This window comes from Litchfieldella rifensis (genome assembly GCF_042646605.1).
GTDB classification, from domain to species: Bacteria; Pseudomonadota; Gammaproteobacteria; order Pseudomonadales; family Halomonadaceae; genus Litchfieldella; species Litchfieldella rifensis.
In genome coordinates, this window is sequence record NZ_JBHRUG010000027.1 from 75,577 (window position 1) to 96,148 (window position 20,572).

16 protein-coding genes are annotated in these 20,572 nt (G+C 66.1%); 11 read left to right on the plus strand and 5 right to left on the minus strand.

All coding sequences use genetic code 11. From position 1 onward, the window contains the following. Nucleotides 1–184: 184 nt before the first annotated feature. Nucleotides 185–994 carry a DUF5602 domain-containing protein gene (locus ACFOEV_RS12940; protein ID WP_386774562.1) on the minus strand — a complete coding sequence of 270 codons (810 nt, stop codon included), beginning with the start codon at nt 992–994 and terminating at the stop codon, nt 185–187. 447 nt (nt 995–1,441) lie between these two features. On the opposite strand from ACFOEV_RS12940, the gene ACFOEV_RS12945 reads away from it, so the two are divergent. The 4 genes from ACFOEV_RS12945 to ACFOEV_RS12960 all read left to right on the plus strand — a co-directional run bounded on the left by ACFOEV_RS12945 (nt 1,442) and on the right by ACFOEV_RS12960 (nt 4,374). Next, nucleotides 1,442–2,602 carry an aminotransferase class V-fold PLP-dependent enzyme gene (locus ACFOEV_RS12945; protein ID WP_386774564.1) on the plus strand — a complete coding sequence of 387 codons (1,161 nt, stop codon included), beginning with the start codon at nt 1,442–1,444 and terminating at the stop codon, nt 2,600–2,602. 92 nt (nt 2,603–2,694) lie between these two features. Then, nucleotides 2,695–2,964: a hypothetical protein gene (locus ACFOEV_RS12950; protein ID WP_386774566.1), complete on the plus strand. Its 270-nt coding sequence runs from the start codon at nt 2,695–2,697 to the stop codon at nt 2,962–2,964. Nucleotides 2,965–2,978: 14 nt separating this feature from the next. Further along, nucleotides 2,979–3,803: an alpha/beta hydrolase gene (locus tag ACFOEV_RS12955; protein ID WP_386774568.1), complete on the plus strand. Its 825-nt coding sequence runs from the start codon at nt 2,979–2,981 to the stop codon at nt 3,801–3,803. Nucleotides 3,804–4,005: 202 nt separating this feature from the next. Further along, on the plus strand, nt 4,006–4,374 hold the full coding sequence (locus ACFOEV_RS12960; RefSeq protein ID WP_386774570.1) for an SPW repeat protein: 369 nt from the start codon (nt 4,006–4,008) through the stop codon (nt 4,372–4,374). Nucleotides 4,375–4,457: 83 nt separating this feature from the next. Here ACFOEV_RS12960 and ACFOEV_RS12965 read toward each other — a convergent pair whose 3' ends face one another. Further along, complete coding sequence (locus tag ACFOEV_RS12965) at nt 4,458–5,180, minus strand: YebC/PmpR family DNA-binding transcriptional regulator (protein ID WP_386774572.1); 723 nt, start codon at nt 5,178–5,180, stop codon at nt 4,458–4,460. A 246-nt stretch (nt 5,181–5,426) separates the two neighbouring features. Between ACFOEV_RS12965 and dbpA the strand changes: the two genes are divergently transcribed. Together dbpA and ACFOEV_RS12975 are read left to right on the plus strand one after the other, a co-directional pair. Further along, entirely contained in the window at nt 5,427–6,812 is a 1,386-nt protein-coding gene (gene dbpA / locus ACFOEV_RS12970) for an ATP-dependent RNA helicase DbpA (protein ID WP_386775127.1), read from the plus strand. A 49-nt stretch (nt 6,813–6,861) separates the two neighbouring features. Next, nucleotides 6,862–7,719 carry a PA4780 family RIO1-like protein kinase gene (locus ACFOEV_RS12975; protein ID WP_386774574.1) on the plus strand — a complete coding sequence of 286 codons (858 nt, stop codon included), beginning with the start codon at nt 6,862–6,864 and terminating at the stop codon, nt 7,717–7,719. A 14-nt stretch (nt 7,720–7,733) separates the two neighbouring features. On the opposite strand, the gene ftsH is transcribed toward ACFOEV_RS12975, so the two are convergent. After that, the gene (gene ftsH / locus ACFOEV_RS12980) at nt 7,734–9,668 is read right to left on the minus strand and encodes an ATP-dependent zinc metalloprotease FtsH (RefSeq protein WP_386774576.1); all 1,935 of its coding nucleotides are present in this window, start codon (nt 9,666–9,668) and stop codon (nt 7,734–7,736) included. A 286-nt stretch (nt 9,669–9,954) separates the two neighbouring features. Between ftsH and ACFOEV_RS12985 the strand changes: the two genes are divergently transcribed. The 3 genes from ACFOEV_RS12985 (at nt 9,955) to ACFOEV_RS12995 (ending at nt 17,535) form a co-directional block, all read left to right on the plus strand. Further along, the gene (locus ACFOEV_RS12985) at nt 9,955–10,740 is read left to right on the plus strand and encodes a protein-L-isoaspartate(D-aspartate) O-methyltransferase (RefSeq protein ID WP_386774578.1); all 786 of its coding nucleotides are present in this window, start codon (nt 9,955–9,957) and stop codon (nt 10,738–10,740) included. A 6-nt stretch (nt 10,741–10,746) separates the two neighbouring features. Further along, a complete protein-coding gene (locus tag ACFOEV_RS12990; protein WP_386774580.1) occupies nt 10,747–13,104 on the plus strand; it encodes a hypothetical protein in 2,358 nt (785 codons plus the stop codon). 123 nt (nt 13,105–13,227) lie between these two features. Continuing rightward, complete coding sequence (locus tag ACFOEV_RS12995; protein WP_386774582.1) at nt 13,228–17,535, plus strand: nSTAND1 domain-containing NTPase; 4,308 nt, start codon at nt 13,228–13,230, stop codon at nt 17,533–17,535. A 10-nt stretch (nt 17,536–17,545) separates the two neighbouring features. Here the strand turns inward: ACFOEV_RS12995 and ACFOEV_RS13000 are convergent, their stop codons facing one another. Both ACFOEV_RS13000 and ACFOEV_RS13005 read right to left on the minus strand, forming a co-directional pair. Further along, the gene (locus ACFOEV_RS13000; protein ID WP_386774584.1) at nt 17,546–18,517 is read right to left on the minus strand and encodes a hypothetical protein; all 972 of its coding nucleotides are present in this window, start codon (nt 18,515–18,517) and stop codon (nt 17,546–17,548) included. 2 nt (nt 18,518–18,519) lie between these two features. Continuing rightward, entirely contained in the window at nt 18,520–18,993 is a 474-nt protein-coding gene (locus tag ACFOEV_RS13005) for an RT0821/Lpp0805 family surface protein (protein ID WP_386774586.1), read from the minus strand. A 220-nt stretch (nt 18,994–19,213) separates the two neighbouring features. Here ACFOEV_RS13005 and ACFOEV_RS13010 point away from each other — a divergent pair, with 220 nt between their 5' ends. Both ACFOEV_RS13010 and ACFOEV_RS13015 read left to right on the plus strand, forming a co-directional pair. After that, nucleotides 19,214–19,744 carry a DUF4231 domain-containing protein gene (locus tag ACFOEV_RS13010; protein WP_386774588.1) on the plus strand — a complete coding sequence of 177 codons (531 nt, stop codon included), beginning with the start codon at nt 19,214–19,216 and terminating at the stop codon, nt 19,742–19,744. Between the two features lie 60 nt (nt 19,745–19,804). Then, entirely contained in the window at nt 19,805–20,560 is a 756-nt protein-coding gene (locus tag ACFOEV_RS13015; RefSeq protein WP_386774590.1) for a DUF72 domain-containing protein, read from the plus strand. The last annotated feature ends 12 nt before the right edge of the window (nt 20,561–20,572 follow it).

A 20,572-nucleotide genomic window follows, 5' to 3' on the forward strand; every position in this document is an offset into this window, starting at 1 on the left:
CCATGATCAGCAAGGCCTGAAGAGTGTTCTTGAGACGGGCGAGCCAGAGCCGTTGTGGTTGCAGTGTCGTCACGGGGATCCTGTTCAACGATATCCGTTATTCCGGCAATGGGGAAAGCGGGACACGACCAGTGACGGTCGTGTCCCTCACAGCTACCGATACGACATCGTTGCCAGGGCATCCTTACTGCTGGACGGTTTGCAACTCCGGATCGAAGTGGGATAGCCCAAGCAGCTCGATGTGGTACTCGTCGTGCGCGGGGTCGAAACTCACGCGATACTGGGTCGGGTAGTAGCCGGACAGGCTGTACCGGGCCGGTGTCTTCACTGGCATGGTGACATCGGGTCGTGAGTGCAGGAAGTCCAGCGATACCATCGGCTCCACGAAAATGAGCCGTCCACCATGGTAGCCATAGATGAAGGTATGGGTGAACGGCTGCCCATGGAACTCGTGGCCGGCGGGGTCGATGCCATGGACACCCATATGCTCGACGGCCGACTCGGGAGGTACCACGTAACCCGCCGGTACCAGCAAGGCGTCCGGGGGCGCGAGCTGTTGTTCCCGGTCAGGCCCCAGGAAAGTGATGGCCTGCCGTTCGGCATCGCTGATGAGATAGAAGTGCATGTCGAAGTGGGGGACCGAATAGACGCCGTCAGGAATATGCCCGGCGGGGTTCCAGTCCAGGAGAACATGATCGTACCCCGTCGGTGAGACACCCTCCGGCAGAGGCAAGAGGTATAACCATGCTTTCTGGTCGGGTTGCGGTTCCGGTAACCCCTCCAGGGCGTCTGCCGTCAGGACGACGGCGATGGACGTCGGTATCCCACCTGTGTCTTGCGTGACAACCACTCGGGCCAGGCCGTTGCCGACGGCGACCGGGTGACCGCTCAGGATGTCCCCTTCCGAGGCCTGCGTGGAACCCGTTGCCAGTGCCAGCAGCATCGCTGACGCCAGGCCAAGCGTGCGAAAACCACCAACACCAAAACGTTGCATGGCGTTTCTCCTTCGTGGTGATGCGCCGGACCGCCCTGCGCTGGCGGTGCGGCAGCGCGTGAACAGTAGGCACAAAGGTGCCACCCGCCATGGCCGTCTCGGTGCGGGGAGAGGAGTCGCGTGGGGAAAGGGGCTTGACCGGGCGGTACAAGCCTCGATTCTTACCGCTTAGCCTGTAGGCCGCCGTCGGTGGGCGTTTGGCTTGGGTAAAGTCATTATAGTTCTAGGTAACCTTTTGCAATTATTAGTATCGTCATCCAATCGCCTTATTCAGCCTGGTGAAAATATCTTGCAGGTCCGGACGGTCGCACGGGCGTCGAGGACGCCTGGTAAGCCCGCCGAAATCGGTGGGCTTCCTGCATTTCTGGCCATAGCAAGGTCGTGCTGGGCTACGCTTAAATACTCGCGCGCCATTAGTCGCCACCACTTCCCGCTCGGCCAATTCTCATGAATCCAAGCATCCCTGAACCACTCCCTTCGCAGCGGGATCTCTTCGATCTCCCTAGAGAAGTTGCCTATCTCAACTGCGCCAACATGTCACCCCAGTCGCACTCCGTCACCAAGGCCGGTCTCGAGGCGGTGCGGCGGATGAAGGCGCCCTGGAAGATCAGTCCCTCGGACTGGTTCACCGATGCTGAAGCGCTCAGAGCGGTCGCGGCAAGGCTCATGGGGGCCGATACCGATGGTGTCGCGCTTATTCCGGCGGCGAGCTATGGCATCTCGATCGCGGCATCCAACGTTCCGATCGAGAGAGGGCAGAACATCGTGCTGCTTGATGAGCAGTTCCCCTCCAACCTTTACGCTTGGCGGGAGCTGGCCAGGGTGAGCACTGCCGAGGTACGTACCGTTCACAAGGAGCCGCTCGATGCCTGGACCGGTGCGGTGCTGGAAGCCATCGACGACGACACGGCCGTGGTGACCGTGCCCAACTGCCACTGGACCGACGGGGCGCTCATCGATCTTATTCAAGTGGGAGAACGCGCCCGCAGCGTGGGAGCTGCCCTGGTCGTCGATGCCAGCCAGTCGCTCGGTGCCTATCCGCTCGACATTGCTGCTATCCAGCCGGACTTCCTGGTTTCGGTCGGCTACAAGTGGCAACTAGGCCCCTACGGCTTGGGGTACCTCTATGCGGCTCCGAGATGGCGTGAGACCGGCCGCCCCCTGGAGGCTTCCTGGCTGACCCGGGCCGGCGCCGAGGATTTTGCTGCGCTGGTCGATTACGTGGATGACTACCGGCCCGGCGCGCGGCGCTTCGACATGGGCGAATATCCGCAATTCGTGCTCGCGCCGATGGCATTTGCCGGTCTCTCGCAACTGCTCGACTGGGGCGTCGGATGCGTACAGGCGACGCTGAGTCGGCTCACAAACCAAATTGCCAAGGAAGTCACTGAGATGGGGTGCTCGGTACTACCGGCCGACCATCGCGTCGGGCACCTGGTCGGCGTGCGACTGCCGGATGGCAGCATTCCCGAAGCGCTTCCCAAGCGCCTGGCGGAGGAGCAGGTGTTCGTGAGTGCGCGTGGTGATTCCCTGCGTATTGCGCCCCACGTCTACAACGAAGACGCCGATGTCGAACGGCTGCTGGCGGTGTTGCGGGAGTTCGTTTGAGCGATCCGTGCTTACGGGCGACTAGGGTATCGAGTTGTCGAACGCTTGCGTTGCTGCTGTCTCTGATCGAATCCTATCGGAGGAGAGCGGAAATGGACGATGATCTGGAGAAAATGACACGCGAGGAGCTCATTGCGGAAGCGAAGGCGTTGCGAGAGGGGATTCGTCGGCATCGGGACTGCAGTGGGCACGAGCTATGTTGGCACCACCCCGATCTATGGGGGCTGCTGCCGGAAACCAGTGATTCGATTCCGGTGGTGCCCGAGTGGCCGGAGTTCCTCCGGGGCTGCATCCGTTATCGACAATCGCTGGATGAGCAGGCACCGGACGCACCGCGGACGGATGAGCCATATCAGGAGTGACTGAGTGAGGCCATATGCTGCGTCTTCTGTCCTGGCTGGTCCTCGCCTATGCGCTGGTGGTGCTGCTGGCCTGGGCCTTCCAGGATCGGTTGCTCTACTTGCCCTACATGGGCCGCGAGCATCTCGCTACGCCGGCAGACAGAGGCATGGCGTGGAAGTCGGTGACGCTTGCGACTGACGATGGTCTGAGCCTGGATGCCTGGTGGGTGCCGGCAAACGAGCCACGTGGCAGCCTGCTGTTCTTGCACGGTAACGCCGGCAATATCTCTCACCGCCTGGATTCCCTGGCCCAGTTCCATCAACTGGGGCTGTCAGTGCTGATCATCGACTACCGTGGCTATGGCCGCAGCGAGGGGCGGCCGTCGGAGGCAGGCACGGCGTTGGATGCCCGGGCCGCCTGGCGCTGGATGCGTGAGGAGCGCGCCATCGCCGCCGACGAGATCGTGCTCTTCGGCCGTTCCTTGGGTGCCGCCGTGGCGGCGGAACTGGGTCGGGAAGTCCGGCCGGCGGCGGTGATCCTGGAGTCACCGTTCCGCTCGGTGCCCCTCTTGGCCCAGCAGATTTATCCCTTCCTACCGGCTCGCTGGCTGGCCCGCTTCGACTATGACACCGCTGCCTATGTAACGGAGATCGAGGCTCCCATTCTGGTGATCCACAGTCGCGAGGACGACATCATCCCCTTCTCCGAAGGCGAGGCCGTCTTCGAGGCAGCCCGGGAACCCAAGGAGATGCTGGTGATCAGCGGCAGTCACAATACCGGTTTTCTGGAAAGCGGGGCGGTCTACCTGGAAGGCATCGATGACTTCCTGAACGACGCGGCGGGATTGCCGCGAGGCTAGCTCTCTTCCCACCGTGAGGAGTGGTCGATGTCGAGCGATGAAATCCCGGCGGCGGCTGGGGGAGAGTGTCGCAGCGGCGCAGGGCGTTGGCTGACAATCCCTTGAAAAATTGGAGAATTGTCCCTATTAAATATGATTAGGCAACCCGTCAAGTTGCCCCTGTAATGACGTCAACCGGACACTGCCGGTTGGGAGGTGAGGCATGAGATCCGTCAACTTCAAAGAGCAGTGGCGTGAATGGCTGATGTTGCTGTTCGGTGTATGGCTTGTCGTGTCGCCCTTTGTGCTCGGATACGCCGGTGCAGGCGCCCAGATGGCGGTATGGAACCCGGTGATCGTTGGCGTGGTGGTGGTCGTATTTGCCATCGCCGAGATCATGAAGCCGCAAACATGGGAGGAATGGATCAGCCTCTTGCTCGGTGCCTGGCTGATCGCCGCGCCGTTCGTACTGGGGTATACCGGCATGACGGCTGCGCTATGGAACAGCGTCATCATGGGACTGTTGATAGGCGCCGATGCCGTCTGGACGCTCATCGACATGAAGAGCCATGGCGGCAGGACAACGGCCTGACGGCAGTTACGCCATGCCAGAAGACGCGAAGGGGGGCATTTCGCCCCCCTTTGTCGTGATGGCCTTGAGCCGAGGCACGTAGGCTAGTTTGCCGGCTCGGCGTTGTGATAGACGTTCTGCACGTCGTCCAGGTCGTTGAGCATGTCGAGAAATTTCTCGAACATGGTCACGTCGTCGCCTTCGACCGGCGTGGTGGTCTGTGGCAGGAACTGGATCTCGTCGACCTCGAAGTCGAGTTCACCGAAGGCGTCGATCAGGGCCTGCTTGGCCTTGAAATGCTCGGTGTGGGGGGCGAATACGGTGAGTATGCCGTCTTCGTTCTCGATGTCGGTGACATCCACGTCGGCTTCCATCAGCGCCTCGAGCGTGGCGTCTTCGTCCTCGCCGTTGAAGGCGAGGATGGCGCAGTGGTCGAACATGTGGCTGACGCTGCCAGGCGTGCCGATCTTGCACTTGGTCTTGGTGAAACAAGCGCGCACGTCGCCGAAGGTGCGGTTGGGATTGTCGGTCAGGCAGTCGACGATCACCATGCAGTTGCCGGGACCGAAGCCTTCGTAGCGGGCCGGGGAGAAATCCTCGCCGCCGGCGCCCTTGGCCTTGTCCAGCGCCTTCTCGATCACGTGCGAGGGCACCTGATCCTTCTTGGCGCGGTCGATCAGGCCGCGCAACGCCAGGTTGCCGTCCGGATCGACACCGCCCGACTTGGCGCACACATAGATCTCGCGGCCGTACTTGCTGTAGACCTTGGTTTTGGCGGCGGCCGTCTTGGCCATGGATTCCTTGCGGTTCTGGAAGGCCCTGCCCATCTTGGTGTCCCGTTGCGTCATCATCGAAGGATGAATTTTACTCAACAACCGAAATCGGGAACAGGGTTATTTGCCGGGAAACATGTCCGTGTGGCGGGCATCTCCGGCCCGTCTCTGTTATTCTTCTCGCCTTTATTCTCTGGCCCTTCACGACCTCCGCTCCCCGGCGCCTGTCTCGGCCCCGTATTTCACCCGTTTGCCACACCGCCACTCTCTCGTTACAGGACCGCCACCGTGTCTGACTCCGTGCCCGATGCCACTTTTGCCTCCCTGCCGCTGGCGCCGGAGTTGCTGAGCAATCTGGAGTCGCTTGGCTATCACGCCATGACCCCGATCCAGACCGAGAGCCTACCCGCGATGCTGGCGGGCCGGGACGTCATCGCCCAGGCCATGACCGGCTCGGGCAAGACGGCGGCCTTCGGTCTCGGCCTGTTGTCGCGGCTCGAGGTGGCACGTTTCCGCGTGCAGGCGCTGGTGCTGTGCCCGACCCGTGAACTGGCGGATCAGGTGGCCGGGGAGCTGCGGCGGCTGGCGCGCACCCTGGCCAACGTCAAGGTGCTGACCCTGTGTGGTGGCGCCCCCTTTGGCCCGCAGCTCGGCTCGCTGGAGCATGGCGCGCATGTCATCGTCGGCACCCCGGGCCGGGTGGAGGAGCATCTGCGCAAGGGCTCGCTGAGCCTGGCTGCGCTCACCACCCTGGTGCTGGATGAGGCCGACCGCATGCTCGACATGGGCTTCCAGGCTGCGCTGGAGGCGATCATCGGCGAGACGCCGTCCACTCGTCAGACCCTGTTGTTCAGTGCCACCTATGCCGAGGGCATCCGCCCGATCGCCGAGCGCCTGATGCACGAGCCGGTGACGGTGGAGGTCGCCGCGACCCACGACAGTTCCAGCATTCGTCAGCACTTTTATCGGGTGACGGACGAGCCGGCGCGGTTCGAAGCGCTGCGCCGGTTGCTGCTGACGTATCGCCCCGAGTCCAGCGTGGTATTCTGCAACACCAAGCGCGAGACCCAGGACATCGCCGATGCCCTGGGCGAGCACGGCTTCAGTGCCCTGGCGCTGCATGGCGACCTCGAGCAGCGTGACCGCGACCGGACCCTGGTGACGTTCGCCAACAAGAGCGCTTCGATCCTGGTGGCGACCGACGTGGCGGCGCGTGGGCTGGATATCGACGCGCTCGACGCGGTGTTCAACTATCAGATCGCGCGCGATCTCGAGGTGCATGTACATCGCATCGGACGCACCGGCCGGGCAGGCAGCACGGGCGTGGCCTATACCCTGATCACCGAGCAGGAAGCCTATCGGCTGGCGCGGCTCGCCGAGTTTCTCGGCCAGGAACTCGAGGCCGCGCCGCTGCCGTCCGGCCGCGGCCCCGAGCAGGCACCGTTTTCCCCGCGCATGACGACGCTGCAACTCGACGGTGGCAGGAAACACAAGGTGCGTCCCGGCGATATCCTCGGCGCCCTGACCGGGGACGGTGGGCTCAACGGCGATCAGGTGGGCAAGATCAAGGTGCAGGAGCGCAGCGCCTATGTCGCCGTCCACCGCGACGTGGCCAAGACCGCGCTGCAGAAGCTGAGTGAAGGGAAGCTCAAGGGGCGCTCGTTTCGCGCCCGCCGGATCATCTGAAAAGGCCAGCACATTACTCATGCCTAGAGAGGGCTGATTACCAAGAACCATGAAAGTACCCAAGAGATTACAACCGCTGGTCGACGACGGCATGATCGACGAGGTCATCGCCCAGTTGATGAGCGGCAAGGAAGCGCAGGTGTATGTGGTGCGCTGCGGCGACGGCCTGCGTTGTGCCAAGGTCTTCAAGGAAGCCAGGCAGCGCAGTTTCAAGCAGGCGGTGCAGTACCAGGAAGGGCGCAAGGAGCGCAACAGCCGCCGTGCCCGGGCGATGTCGAAGAAGACCCGCTACGGCCAGAAAGAACAGGAGCAGGCCTGGCTGAACGCCGAGGTCGATGCGCTGTACCGGCTGGCGTCGGCCGGCGTGCGCGTCCCTCGGCCATATGGTTTCGTCGATGGGGTGCTGCTGATGGAACTGGTGGCCGATGACGAGGGGTACGCCGCGCCGCGGCTGGATGACGTCATCCTGAGTGCGGAACAGGCCCGCGATTATCATGCCCAGGTGATGGCCGATGTCGTACGCATGCTGTGTGCCGGCCTGGTGCATGGCGACCTTTCCGAGTTCAACGTGCTGGTGGACCGTCACGGGCCGGTGATCATCGATCTGCCCCAGGCGGTGGATGCGGCCGGCAATAACAACGCCGCCATGATGCTGGAGCGCGATGTCGATAATATGCGCGCCTATTTCGGCCGCTTTGCCCCGGAACTGTTGACCACCGATTACGGCAAGGAGATCTGGGCGCTCTACGAGGGAGGCAAATTGCACCCCGACAGCCCCCTTACCGGCTATTTCGAACATGACACTACCAGCGTCGATGTCGGGGACCTGATGGCCGTCATCGATGACGTTCGTGCAGAACAGGCCGAGCGCACGGCGCCCGCTTGGGATGAGCAGGACGACGATTGACGCCGCAGGAGCCGCTAGCGGGTCAGCCGTTGCGGCGGTTTCTTCAGTAGTTCCAGGATCTCGTCGACCTCCAGGGTTTCCCGCTCTTCCAGGGCCTGGGCCAGGGTGTCCAGGCGGTCGCGGTTGCGCTCGAGCAGCTCGCGGCCATGGGCCTCGATGTCCTCGAGCAGTTGGCGAATCTCCTCGTCGATGACGGTGGCCGTGGTTTCGCTGTGCTCGCGGCCCTGGCCGATTTCCTTGCCCAGGAAGACGTGCTGCTCGCTCTGCGGGAAGGCGGCGGGCCCGATGCGCTTGCTCATCCCCCAGTGCGCGACCATCCGCCGGGCCAATTGCGTGGCTTGCCGGAGGTCGTCCTCCGCGCCACTGCTGACCTCGCCGAACACGATCGATTCGGCCAGGCGGCCGCCGAACATCACCGCGATCCGATCGCGCAGGTAGGACTCGTTGTAGTTGTAGCGCTCCTCGTCCGGCACCTGAGCGGTCACCCCCAGGGCACGACCGCGCGGGATCACCGTGACCTTCTCCAGGGGGTCGGCGTTGGGCAGCAGATAGGCCAGCAGCGTGTGGCCGGACTCATGATAGGCCACGATGTGCCGCTCGCGTTCCGAGAGCGCCGTCTCCCGGGCTTCACCCAGCATGATGCGGTCGCGGGCGTCGGTGAAACAGGACCAGTCCACCTCCTGCTGCTTGCGCCGCCCGGCAAGCAGCGCCGCCTCGTTCGCCAGGTTGGAGAGATCCGCGCCGGAGAAGCCGATGGTGATCTTGGCCAGGCGCTCGAGGTCGACGTCGTCGGCCAGCGGTATTTTCGCCGTGTGTACTCGCAGGATGTCGCGGCGGGCCTCACGATGGGGTCTGTCGAGGGTGATCTTGCGGTCGAAACGGCCGGGACGCAGCAACGCCGGGTCGAGTACGTCGGGGCGGTTGGTGGCGGCCAGCACCACCACCGACTCTTCCACCGTGAAGCCGTCCATCTCCGAGAGGATCTGGTTCAGCGTCTGTTCGCGCTCGTCGTGACCGCCGCCCATGCCGGCGCCACGCGAGCGGCCTATGGCATCGAGTTCATCGATGAAGATCACGGCGGGTGCCTCCTCCCTGGCCTGCTTGAAAAGATCACGCACGCGGGAGGCACCGACGCCGACGAACATCTCGATGAACTCGGAACCGCTGATACTGAAGAAGGGCACGCCGGCCTCGCCGGCCACGGCACGGGCCATCAGTGTCTTGCCGGTGCCCGGGGGACCCATCATCAGAATCCCGCGCGGGATCCTGGCACCGAGCTGGCGGAAATGTGCCGGGTTCTTGAGGAATTCCACCACCTCGGTGATCTCCTGTTTGGCGTTCTCCGACCCGGCCACGTCCTCCATGCGCACGCTGGTGTCCTCGCGTTGGATCTTCTTGGCCTTCGACTGACCGACGCCGAACGGGCCGCCACCCGACATCATCCGCTGCTGCATGCGGTTCCAGAACCAGAACAGCAGTCCCAGTATCAGGATCCAGGGCAGTGCGCCCACCAGGAGTCGCTGCCACCAGGGCGGCTCGGTCGGCTGGGCGGTGATGTTGACGCCATTCTCCTCGAGTCGCTGGAGCAGCCGCTCATCCCCCATGGCCGGGCGTGTGGTCTCGAAGGTTTTTGCTTCGCCGGCCTCCAGCGCGTTGCGGCCAGCCTCGGTGAGTACGCCGTTTACCTCCTGACCACGCAGCGTGACCCGCTCCACATGGCCTTCTTCCACGGCGGTCAGGAATTCGGAGTAGGTGAGTTGGGTGCGCTGTGGCTGCTGGAGGGTGTCGGCGTAGTAGAACATGAGCAGGATCCCCATCGAGATCCAGACGAATATCATCCACTGCTGACGTGGGGGTTTCTGGAAGTCCTGATGGGGATCCGGGGCGGTCCATCTCTGCTTCGAGGAGTCTCGCTGCTTCTCCGGCTGCCGCGTGTCCTTTTGTCTCATGAGTCTCTCGCCAAGCGATAGTGTCTCTTTTGACCATAGTGTCGGCGGTATTGTTTTCAAAGCGCCTCGCACCCCGCGCCAGCCCTGTCCTATCCTGTTAATTCCGGTGCCGTTGAGAGGGTGTTTACAAACTACTGCGCTCGGCCATACTGCGTTGAAATCAGCCTTAAAATGCTCATTTACAACCTCGTAAACTCGTGCGCGAGCCCGGTCCTTTTTTCGGCTGATTTCGCCTTGCCTGACCATCGCTCGTCACATTTGTAAACACCCTCTAAGGGAGGCGGCAATGACCCAGGCAGATCCGGCAACCGATTGGTTTCGCGCCGTGCTGCTGGCAGCGGCGCTCGTAGGCGCGCCGGCTGCTGCACAGGATGTCAAGGTGCTGCTGGACGCTGCCCGCGACGGGACGACGGCTCAGCGTCCGGCCTTCGAGGGCGACGAGTTCGAGGGCCTCAGGGCGGAGATGGTACGCGACCAGATCGAGGCCCGGGATGTGTCCGACGACGCGGTGCTCGAGGCCTTGCGCCGCGTGCCGCGCCATCGCTTCGCCCCCATGGTGGACCCGGAGAGCGCCTATCAGGATTCCCCTCAGCCCATCGGTCACGGCCAGACAATTTCTCAGCCTTACATGGTTGGTTTCATGACCGAAAGGTTGGCCCTGGAGCCCGATGACCGCGTTCTGGAAGTGGGCACGGGGTCCGGCTATCAGGCGGCCATCCTCGCCGAGCTCGTCGACGAGGTCGTTACCATCGAGATCATCGCGGAGTTGGCCGAAAGCGCCGCCAAGCGTCTCGAGCAAATGGGCTATACCAATATCACCGTGCTGCACGGTGATGGCTATTACGGCCACGAGGCGCGCGCCCCCTTCGATGCCATCGTCGTCACGGCGGCGGCGAACCATACGCCGCCACCCCTGGTGGCCCAGCTCCGCCCCGGCGGGCACATGGTGATCCCGGTGGCGCAAATGGGCTGGGTCCAGAACCTGCTGCTGGTGGAAAAGAATGCCGATGATGAGGTGAGTACCCGCAACCTGGCATCGGTACGCTTCGTGCCACTCACCGGCGACCACTGATCGGCGATGATGAGGGCTCCGGGACGACTCGATCTGCTGGCGCTGGCCGGTGTCTCCGCCGCCTTGCTGGCGCTGGAGGTCGTGCTGCTGCGGCTGTTCGAGTTCAGCCACTGGTACCACTTCGCCGGGCTGGCGATATCCCTGGCATTGCTGGGCCTGGGGGCGGCGGGAACCACCCTGGCGCTGGCCGGCCGTTACCGGTTCAGCCGTGGCGACGACTGGTTCCTCATGGGGCTGGTGGTGACCGGCGCCGGTTTCCTGCTGGTGCTCGTGTTGCAGTCGCGGGTCGCGCTGCGGCCGGTATTTGCCGGCTGGAACGCGGCAGAACTCGCGCGTCTGCTGCTGGTCGACTTCGTCGCCTTCGTGCCCTTCTATGGTGCCGGCCTGGCCATCGGCCAGGTCTTCCTGCGCTGGCCCGATCGCACCCGGGTGCTGTACGCGGCCAACCTGCTCGGCAGCGGAGTGGGCAGCCTGGGAGCCGCGGCGCTGCTGGTGATCGTCCCCGAAGCCACCGCCCTGGCGGTGATCGCCGCACTGCTCTTCGCGTTGGGCGGTGTGCTGGCGTTCGCCCGCGGGCGGCGGGGTGGGGGCGCGATGTGTGCCCTGGGACTGGTGCTGGCGGTGGTTGCCGTCGCGCGTCCGCCGCCACCCGCGGTGTCGGATTTCAAGGCCCTGTCCCGGATCCGGGAACTGCCCGCTGTCGAAACCCTGGCGGTGCGTCCCGGTCTGCCCGGCCAGCTCACCCTGTTCCGCGCCGACAGCCTGCGCTTCGCGCCGGGCCTGAGCCTGGGCTGGACCGAGAGCGTGCCGTCGGTGGACGTAGCGGTGATCGGCAGCGACCAGGTCGTGCCCCTGCCGCGCCGCTGGCCAGCCCCCGCGGACCACCTGCGCGCCTCGCTGGCCGGGCTACCGTTGCAATTGCGCCCTGATGGCCGGGTGCTGGTGCTGGGCAGCGGCGCCTGGCAGACTCCTGCCGCGGCACGCGAACAGGCCATTACCTGGGTGGAGCCCGATGGCCGGATCCTCGATATTGCCCGGGAGCGGGGCGCCTCCGCGGCCGGTCTGACACTGCTCGAGGATGGCGTCTGGCGCCATCTGGTCACCGCTACCGGTGTCTATGCACTCATCACCTTCGACCGCGCCTGGGAGGGTGGCGATGCCGCCACCGAGGATTATGCGCTCACCGTGGCCGGCCTGGCGCTGGCCCTGACGCGGCTGACCCCCGATGGCCTGCTCGCCATCCCGCTGCCACTCGACGATCCGCCCCGCCATTATCCGCGAGTGATGGCCACGCTGGATCGGGCCCTGCGTCACCAGGGGGCGGCCGAGCCGGGCGAGCAGGTGGCCGTGCTGCGGGGGCTGCAGGCAGCACTGGTCCTCGCCTCGCCGCAACCGCTGGCCGCAGCGGATATCACCGCGCTACGGGAATTCGCCGAACGGTGGCGCTTCGACACCGCCTGGTTGCCGGGACTGGCGCGCGAGCGTACCAACCGCTATCACCGGCTGGACTCACCGGTCTTTTACGACATCGCCCGCCCACTGTTCGCGGGGCAGCCGCTGCCGCCGGAGGCGCGCCTGTTCCATACCGCTCCGGCCGGACTCGACCGCCCCTATCCCTGGCGCTCCCTGGAATGGGAGCAGGCGCCGCGGCTCGTCCGCGATCTGGGCGGGCGCGGCTGGAGCTATCTCGACTGGACGCTGATCCTGTCGGTGGTGGCCACCGTGGTCGCCGCCGTCCTGGCCTTCCTGCTGATCCTCGCGCCGCTGGGCCGACTGCCGGGCATCGAACGGCCCTTCAGCCGACTGTCGGTCGCGGGCTACTTCACCGCGCTCGGCCTGGGCTACATCCTCGTCGAGCTGGTGCTGTTCCAGCGCCTGATCCTGTACCTGGGCGAGCCGGTGCTCGCCGCCTCGCTGGTCTTCGCCACCTTCCTGATCGGTTCCGGCCTCGGCAGCGCCATGACCCCGGAAGCCGCCAGTCGTGTCAGCCTGGTGCGGGTCTATGCCGCCGTGGGCGTTGGCCTCGCCCTGGCATTGGTGCCGTTCCTGGCCGTTCACGCCCTGAGTATCCCGGCCTTTCCGCTGCGCGCCGCGCTGTTGGTCGCGCTGCTTCTGCCCCTGGCGTGGGCCATGGGCCGGCCCTTTCCGTGGGCCCTGCGCCAGCTTGCCGGGCAGGAGCGCTGGATTCCCTGGGCATGGGGCATCAACGGCTTCGCCTCGGTACTGGGGGCCTCGCTGGCGCCGCTGGTCTCCGTCCACTTCGGCCAGAGCGCGACCCTGGCGGCGGGTGGCGTCTGCTACGTGGCGGCCTTCACCATCGCCGGGGGGTGGCTGGCACGCTCGCGCCGAGACCGATGGGTGTGAACCCCGGCATGACGGCGGCTTCCGTGAGTCGCATGAGGAATATTGCAGCCGAGCGATTACGCTGAAGGGAGGGCGCACTGAAATCAGGCCTTCCTTCCCCTGCGCGCGATACGGGCATTGGCGATGAGCACGCTTTTCATCAGCCACAGCAGTGCCGATAGCACGGCGGCACGCGAGATGGCCGAGTGGCTGGAACGGCACGGGCATCACTCGCTGTTCCTCGACTTCGACGTCGAACATGGCATTCCGGCCGGGCGCGACTGGGAGCGCGAGCTCTACCGCAATCTCCGTACCTGCCAGGCGATGATCGTGCTGTGCAGCGAGCACTCCATGACCTCATGCTGGTGTCTCGCCGAGATGAGCCATGCCCGCGCCCTCGGCAAGCGGATTTTTCCGGTCCGCATCGCCTGCTGCACCCTGCGGCCCCAGCTCGCCGAGCTGCAGGTGATCGATCTGGTCAAGGACCCGGAGACGGGCTACAAGCGGCTGCGTCAGGGGCTGGCGAGCGTGTTCGACTGGGATCGCCGCCGTCCGCCCTATCCCGGCCTGCTGGTCTTCGAGGAGGCGGATGCGGCCATCTTCTTCGGTCGCGATGCCGAAATCCAGCAGGCCCTGGACCGTCTCCACCAGAGACGGCGCTTCGGTGGACCGCGTCTGCTGCTGTTCCTGGGGGCCTCGGGCAGCGGCAAGTCCTCGCTCGTGCGTGCCGGGATCGTGCCGCGACTGCGAACCGCTCCCGAGACATGGGCGGTTATCGGCCCCATCCGTCCCCGTGAGCGTCCCTTCGACGAATTCTCGACGCAGCTTGCGCGGGGACTCGCCGCCGAAGGCGTGTCGACCGAGCGCATTCCGGCGATGACGTCGCCTGCCGAGTCGGCGGCCCAGTGGCTGCCGACGGTGCACCGCGAGCTGCGGATGCTGCCCGGCAGGGAGCACGTGGCCCTGGTGCTGATCGTCGACCAGCTCGAAGAGCTGCTGACGAACTCGGTCCAGGCCGAGCAGTTCATGCGAGTGCTGCGCCCCGCCCTGCACAGCTCCGACGTCCCCATCCTCGTGATCGCCACCCTGCGCTCCGACTTCCTCGGTGCCCTCCAGGAGCACCCCGCCTGGCGCGACGTCCCCCTCGAACCACTGACCGTGGAGCCCCTGTCGGTGGGTGGTTTCGCTGCGGTGATCGAGGGGCCGGCGGAGCTCGCGGGGCTCGAGCTCGAGACCGGTCTGGTCGGGGCGATGGTCGCGGACACCGCCACCGAGGACGCGCTGCCGCTGCTCGCCTTCACGCTGCGCGAACTGTGGGAGCAGGGCGGGGACGACGGACGGCTGACCCTGGCCGAATACCGCGACCGGCTCGGCGGGTTGCACGGCTCGGTGGCGCGAGCCGCCGAAGCGGTGCTCACCGCCGCCGCGCTCACCCCGGAACAGGAACAGGCGCTGCGCGCCGCCTTGCTCACGCTGGTGCGTCTCGACGACGAGGGCCGTTACACACGGCAGATGAGGCGTTGGGAGGACCTGCCCGCCGCGAGTCATCCGCTGCTGGAGCGTTTCGTCAAGGCGCGACTGTTGATCGCCGGTAGCCACGATGGCGCGCGCACGCTGGAGGTGGCCCATGAATCGCTGTTCCGGGTCTGGCATCGGCTCAATCAGTGGCTGGAGGCCGATCGTGAGGCGCTGCGGATTCGCGATGGCCTTCATCGCGCCGCCTCCGAGTGGGAGGACGGCGGACGCCCCGCCGAGTTGCTGGTTCATCGCGGTAGCCGCCTGGACATGGCGGAGGCGCTCGCGGACGAAAGCCTCGTCCTGTTCGCCGACATCGAGCGCCGCTATCTGCAGGCGTGCCGCGAGCAACGCGATGCCGAGTTCGCCGAGTCGCGTCGGCGGGAACGGGTCAAGCGACGCTGGATCGCGGCCACGGGGCTGACGCTGCTGTGCGGCGTCATCGGGCTCTCGTGGTTCGCCTGGTCGTTACACCAGCAGGAGCAGATCACGCGCCAGGGCCTGGCCGACCTGCATTGGGTCAACGGCGTGCGCGCCCGCGATCGGGACGATAGCCCTCTCAAGGCGAGCCATCACTTCATGCGCGCCGCGGAGTTGGCGGTGGACCCGGGGCGGGCGGCGAGCGCCTACTGGGCCGCTAACCGGGTGGGTCATGGTCTGCAACTCGCCGCCGCGGCGGATACCGGCCCCGGCCTGGTGACGGCCGCCTTCGAGGCGGCGGGGGAGACCGTGCGGCTGTGGGGCAGCGACGGCAGCGGTCGTGCCTGGTCCGTGGGCGATGGTGCGGCGGAGCCCACGCTCCCGCGGGGGCGGCGCCTCGTGCAGACGGTCTCGCCGGCGGGCATGCCCTGGCACACGCGGATCGTCGTCTATGGCGAGGACCACCGCGCCGAGATCCGCGATCGTCGCAGCGGTGCCCTGCTGATCGAGACGCCGCCGGCGGTGGAACGCCTCTGGATCGGCGGGGCCGATGAAGCCACGGCGGTGAGCGTACACCGCGGCGGTGAGGCCTGGGTATGGGACCTCGCGCATGGTGAGCGCCTCGGCGCCTTGCCGCATGCCGCGGGCGTGGACGGCGTCGCCTTTTCCCCGCAGGGCGCGCGACTCCTGTTCTGGACCCGTGACGGCGAAGCGGTGCTCTGGCACCTGGATACCGCCACGGTGGCGGCACGCTATCGCGGCGCTGGCGAGATCATCGGCGGGGCACTGGGTGCGAGGGAGCGGGACGTAGCGCTCTGGAGCCGCGACGGTCGGCTGTGGCTGCCGGCCCTGGATGACGTCACCCTGGCGCCGGCGGAGGGGGGACGCTGTAGCGGCCGGGCCATCGGCGCGCAGTTTCTCGTCGCTACCGCTCGCCTGCTCGTCTGGAACCATGGGGCCTGCGGGACCGCCCGGCTGTGGGATCCCGAGGCGCAGCTCCCGGTCGGCCCCGTCATACGCCATGCGGAGGAGCTCGCCCCGCCCGCGATCGGGAGAGCCCGTTTCGTCACCTGGAGCCCCAACAATGGCCCGGCACGCTTATGGCACAGCACGACCGGCCAGGCCGTGGCCACCCTCGCCGGCCCCGTGACGGGCGCCAGCTTCGGGGCGGACGAGGGCCTCCTGGTCACCTGGGGCGGTAGCGAGGCACGACTATGGGCGAGCATTACCGGCAACCTTCTGGGCCTGCCGCTGCGGCATCCGGCCGCGGTGATGGGCGCGATGGCCAGCGATGACGGGCAGCGCGTGCTCTCCTGGGCGGGAAACGGCAGCCTGCGTCTGTGGCGGGTGCACGCCCCGACGGCCGCGGCGGCCATCGAGTTCCCGACGGCCGTGCTCGATGCCGCGCTCGTGCCGGGCGAGGCGCGGATTCAGGCCGTCACGCTCGACGGCTACGTTCACGCCTGGTCACCGAACGACGGCACGGTGGAGCGTTGGCTGCTGGACCGGGGCATCGTGCGTGCCGCCTTCGCCCCCGACGGTCACCGCCTGCTGACCGCCGGACCGAGCGGCGATGTGCGCATCTGGAGCTGGGAGGAGGCTGCCTTCCAGGCGCTGGCGGCACCGGGCGCTACCGCCGGCGACGCTCCCGTGGCGGACGTGGTGTGGAACTCCGGATCCGATCGCTTGCTGTTCTGGGGCGAGCAGGGGTGCACCGCGTGGTTGTGGCGAGTCGGCATGGCGCGTGTCGTGCCGCTCGAGCATGGTGGCGAGGCGGACGGGGACGCGGAGTGTCGCCTGCGCGGCGCGGCCTTCGACGACGACGGCTCCCGATTGCTGACCTGGGGCGAGGACCGGCGCCTGCGCTTGTGGGACGTCGAGGCACGCGAGCCGGTGTCGCTGTGGGCCTTCTCCGACGGGCCGCTCATTCGCAGTGCCGGCATCGACGCCGCGGGCGAACGCCTGCTGGTCGCCACCGATGACGGCGGTGTCACCCTGTCGTGGCAGGACCGCCGCACTGCCAGCGTCTCCCTGCATCACGATGATGTCCGTGGCGCGCGGCTGCATGCCGGCACGCAGCGGATCCTGAGTTGGGGCGGCGACAGCGTGCGCATCTGGGACCTTGCCGCCGCCACTCACCTGGCGAACCTGGCCCACCAGGGCAACGTCGTCGGCGCGGCGTTCGCCCGCGACGGGGAACGCGTGCTGACCTGGCAGAGCGACGGGAGCATACGACTCTGGGACGCGGTCGGCGGCCATCCGTTGACACCGGCGCTGCATGGTGCGGGCCGTTCCTCCTTCGCCATCGACAGCGATTTCGGACCATCGGCGATTCGGCTGCTGGTCGCCACCGACGACCGCGCCACGCTCTGGCAATGGCCCGCGCTCGGCGCGCCACCGTCCCGGCCGGTTCGGCGACAGGAGGTCCTGACCGGCAGCCGATTGACGGCGTTTGGCGAGGTGGAGGCACTGTCGGCGGTGATATGGCGGCAACTCGCGGCCGACCCGGGCGACTAGTGCGAGCGCCTTACGGTGCCACGCTCACTTGGGAGTCCGACCATGCCGTGACCCACCCTCCGGTCGGCGCCCAGGCGCGAACCTTGAGACGATGCGTGCCCGTAGAGACGCTTTGGCTCTCGTCGCGGCCATCCCACTGCTGCGGATCGATGCTGCGTCCGGCGGCCACACCGCCGTCGATGGGTTCCTCGTTGACGAAGAATTGGCGCTCGCCGTCATCGGCCGGCTCCACGCGCATGATCTCCGCCACCGCCTGGGGAAACTCGGAATGCGAGAAGAAACGATAGGAGGCCTGCTCACTCGCTTGAGTGCGGATCCGGCGTGGCAGGAACGATACCTCTTCGATGGCCACCGAGCCCACCGCCCGGGGGCCGCAACCCAGCGCGTAGACGCGAAACGAGGACACCGTGCGTTCCCCGCTCATATCGGTCGCGGTCACGGCAATGGCGGCAGGGCGTTCGCTGTCGCCGAATGCGGACGGAAGCCGGAACTGGAGGAGATGCCGACCCACGTCGTCCGCAGCGAAGGGGATGCGCAGCGTGTATATCTCCGGGACATCCTGGGCGCTGATGCGCAGCGTGACGATGACCGGCTGCTCATGGGCGAAGTCCAGCACGAACGGCCAATCGCCACGTACCACGCCGACAGCGGCGAACGCGCTGGTATTGTACTGGGGGGCAAACTCCGGACCGTTGCGTTGCAGCCGATCGATCACGTCGCCATCGTCCTCGGTCGACCGTTGCGCGGCCTCGCTGCGCCGGTGCAGCCAGCTCCCGACCAGAACCAGCGCCGCGGCGCCCGCCACGATGGCCGGTACCCGCCAGTCGTTGTCGCCGCCACCCCCGTCCCGGGAGGGCGGTTGGTAGTCGTCATAGTCGCCGGTCGTCGATGCCTGCAAGACCGGCGAGACAGCGAGCGCCGCGGTAAGCAGCCAGGCAAGATACCCTCTGAACCGGCGCTGGCCCTCGTTAACGTTAGCCATGATTAGACCGTCGTCCACGCCTGATCGTCCGGTCGTCGGCAGGCCGTGCCATCGGTGCGACGTCGCTCGCCGTCGACCACGACCTCCATATCGAAGTGGCGACATTGCTGGTCGCCCTGCTGGAAGGTCTCCTGGGGCGTCACCGTGTACTCGCTGCCGGTATTCGCGTTGCGCCAGCTCTGTGATTCGCCGTCGGGGGTACGATCGAGCACCGCCCCCATCGTCTGGCGGTCCTCGCAGGTAAACCGGGTACCGATCTCGCGGCCGATGAGGCCGCCCATCGAGGCACCGATCACCATGGCGGCGGTTCGCCCGGAGCCGTCTCCGATCTGCGAGCCGATCACGCCGCCGAGGAGGGCGCCGAGGCCGGTGCTGGCCCCTTCGCAGGTGCTGAGATTCTGACAGCCGCCGAGCGTGAAGAGGCTCAGCAGGAGCACCGCAAGGATTCGCGTGGTACGTGGTATCGACGCCTCCATGCCTGCCTCCCCCATTGGTGGTGGGCCCTGTCGGCGACATGGTCGAGGCAGGGCATGTGCTGACTTGTCGAGGGCATACTTCGAGTGGCGTATCCGTAGTATTGCACCAGAGGCGCAGGGGCTCCATGTGGGGAGGGGCCGAACTGCTATATTTATTTATGCGAAGAAGATCAAGCCGTACCCCATACCCGCACACGGCCAATTGCCGCCGGAGAGCGATGTGGACGACGCCGCGCCCGCTGATCGCAGCGATTCCCCGACCCCCGACGGCATAGCGCCGGACGACGTCTTGCGTCAGCGCGCGGAATGGCGCCGTCTGGAGGACCAACTCGCCTGGTACGGTCGCCGCAGCAGAAGCTGCCAGCGCTGGCACAAGGGACTGCGCCTGGTGCAGGTGGCGTTTGCCGCCTCCATTCCGGTGATTTCCTTGGCCGACCTGCCCTTGGCGCGCTGGCTGACGGCCTCGCTAGGTGCCTTGATAGCGGTGCTCGAAGCTACCGAACAGATCAACCAGTTCGGCACGCTATGGCTTCAGTACCGCTCGACCGCCGAACATCTCAAGCACGAGAAATACCTCCTGCTCGCCGGCGCGGGTCCTTACCGTGAGCTGGAGCGCGCCGAGGCATTGCGGCTGCTGGCCGAGCGCGTGGAAGAGCACGTCTCCCGCGAGCATGCCGGCTGGGTCCGCACCTCGGAAAAGCGCCTGGCTCGTCAGGGGACGGGGGAGGGAGGACGAGAGCCATCGCCATGAACCGAAGCCGGCCGATCTTGCCCAACGGCAGTGGATAGGCCGACTGACAGGAGGTGACCCATGGCGAGACAAGCGACGTCAAGGAAGCAACGGAGTGGCCGTTTGCGGATCGGCACGTCCGGCTATCAGTACCGGCACTGGAAGGAGCGCTTCTATCCCGCCGAGCTGCCGCAGAGGGCATGGTTCGACTACTACGCCGAGCGTTTCGATACGGTGGAGATCAACAATACCTTCTACAATCTGCCGAAGGGCGAGACCTTCGACAACTGGCGGGAGTCGGCGCCGGAAGGATTCGAATATGCGCTCAAGTTCAGCCGCTACGGCAGCCATATCAAACGTCTCAAGGATCCGGGACAGAGCATTGCGACCTTTCTCGATGCTGCCCGGCAGCTAAAGGGGCACCTGGGGCCGGTGCTGGTGCAGCTGCCGCCGAAATGGCAGCCGCAGCCCCAGCGCCTGGAGCACTTCCTCGCCGAGGCGCCGAGCCAGATCCGCTGGACCTTCGAGTTTCGTGATCCGCTGTGGCTCAATGACGACGTCTTCGGGGTGCTGCGTGAGCATGGAGCAGCGCTATGCATCCACGACATGATCGAGGAGCATCCGCGCGAGGTAACCGCGGACTGGACCTATCTACGCTTCCACGGCGAACACTATACCGGCAGTTACTCTTCTCAGTTTCTCACCGCGGAGGCGGACCGGGTCACGGCCCTGCTACAGGACGGCTACGACGTCTACGCCTACTTCAACAACGATGAGGAAGCCCATGCCGCTCACAATGCGCTGGCCTTGAAGCGTTATGTGAACGACCGACTCTGAGCCGAGGCATTT